Source organism: bacterium (assembly GCA_016873475.1).
Classification (GTDB): domain Bacteria; phylum Krumholzibacteriota; class Krumholzibacteriia; order JACNKJ01; family JACNKJ01; genus VGXI01.
The window spans coordinates 1-1581 of the sequence record VGXI01000414.1 but is presented as its reverse complement, the minus strand read 5'-3'; the positions used below and the strand labels follow the sequence as shown (position 1 = coordinate 1581).

Below are 1581 nucleotides of genomic sequence, written 5' to 3'. Positions count from 1 at the left end.
CGGCGTCAGCGTGAGGGCGACGAACATCGAGATCGCCACCGCCACGGCGAGCGTGAGGCCGAACTCGCGGAAGAGGCGGCCCACGGAGCCGGTCAGGAAGGCCACCGGGATGAAGACGGCGACGAGCACGATCGTCGTCGCCACGACCGCGAAGGCGATCTCGTTCATGCCGTCGCGCGCGGCGAGGCGGCGGGGCTTGCCCAGCTCCAGGTGGCGGAAGCTGTTCTCGAGCACGACGATCGCGTCGTCCACCACCAGGCCGATCGCGAGCACCAGGGCGAGCAGCGTGATGATGTTGATCGTGAAGCCGAGCGCGTAGGCCACCGTGAAGGCGCCGAGGATGGCGATCGGGATGGCGAGCACGGGAATCACCGTCGCCCGGATGCTCTTGAGGAAGAGCAGGACGACCAGCACGACCAGGCCGGTGGCGATGAGCAGCGTCTCGCCGATCTCGGTGATCGACTCCTCGATGAAGGTGGAGGAGTCGTAGGCCGTCTCGATCTGCATGCCGGCCGGCAGGTCCGCCCTCAGCGCGGGCAGGGCGGCGCGGATCGCCTGCCCCACCGCCACCGTGCGCGCTTCCTTCTGCTTGACGATGCCCAGGCCGATCGCCGGCTGGCCGTTGAAGCGCGTGACGGTGCGCTCGTCCTCGGGACCGATCTCGACCTCGGCGACGTCGCCCAGGCGCACGCTGCCGTCGCCGCGCTGGCGCAGGATGATCGCCGCGAACTCGGCCGGGCTCTGCAGCTCGCCGCGCGTGCGCACGGCGAACTCGCGCCCGCTACCTTCGACGCGACCGGCCGGGATCTCGACGTTCTCCGCGCGGATGGCGCGCTCGATGTCCTGGGTCGTCAGCCCGTGGGCGAGCATGCGCTGCGGATCCAGCCAGACGCGCATCGCGTAGCGCCGCTCGCCGCCGATGAAGACCGAGCCCACGCCCGGCACGCGCTGCAGGCGCTCCTTGAGCACGCGGTCGGCCAGCTCGGACAGCTCGAGCGTCGAGTGCCGATCGCTGAGGAAGGCCAGCCAGATGATCGGCTGCGCGTTGACGTCCACCTTGGCGACGATCGGGTCCTCGGCCTCGCGCGGCAGGGCGCCGCGCACGCGCGAGACGCGGTCGCGGACGTCGTTGGCGGCGACGTCGACGTCGCGGCTCAGCTCGAACTCGATCGTGATCGTCGAGCCCTGCTCGACGCTGGCGCTGGCGATGCTCTTCACGCCCTCGATCGTCGAGAACTGCTCCTCGAGCACGTTGGTGATCTCGGTCTCCACCACGTTCGGGCTGGCGCCGCGGTAGAGCGTGGTGACCGAGACGATCGGCGGGTCGATGTCCGGGTACTCGCGCACCGGCAGCCGCTGGAAGCTGATCACCCCCAGCAGGGTGATCGCCAGGCTCATCACCGCCGCGAGGACGGGCCGGCGGATGCCGATCTCGCTGAGCTTCATGCGCCGCTTCCCGCCGGCGGGGCCGCGGCGCCGCCGGCCAGACCGCCGGGCGGCAGGGGCAGTACCTTGGCGCCCGGGAAGAGCTTCTGGTGGCCCGCGCGCACGACCTGCTCGCCGGGCGCGAGGCCGGCCAGC

General features: G+C 71.3%; 1 protein-coding gene. It reads right to left on the bottom strand.

Annotation, left to right across the window (positions count from 1 at the left end; genetic code table 11):
• The coding region (locus tag FJ251_16260; protein MBM4119253.1) for an efflux RND transporter permease subunit at positions 1 to 1446 on the bottom strand (1446 nt) is incomplete at its 3' end.
• Positions 1447 to 1581 lie beyond the last annotated feature (135 nt).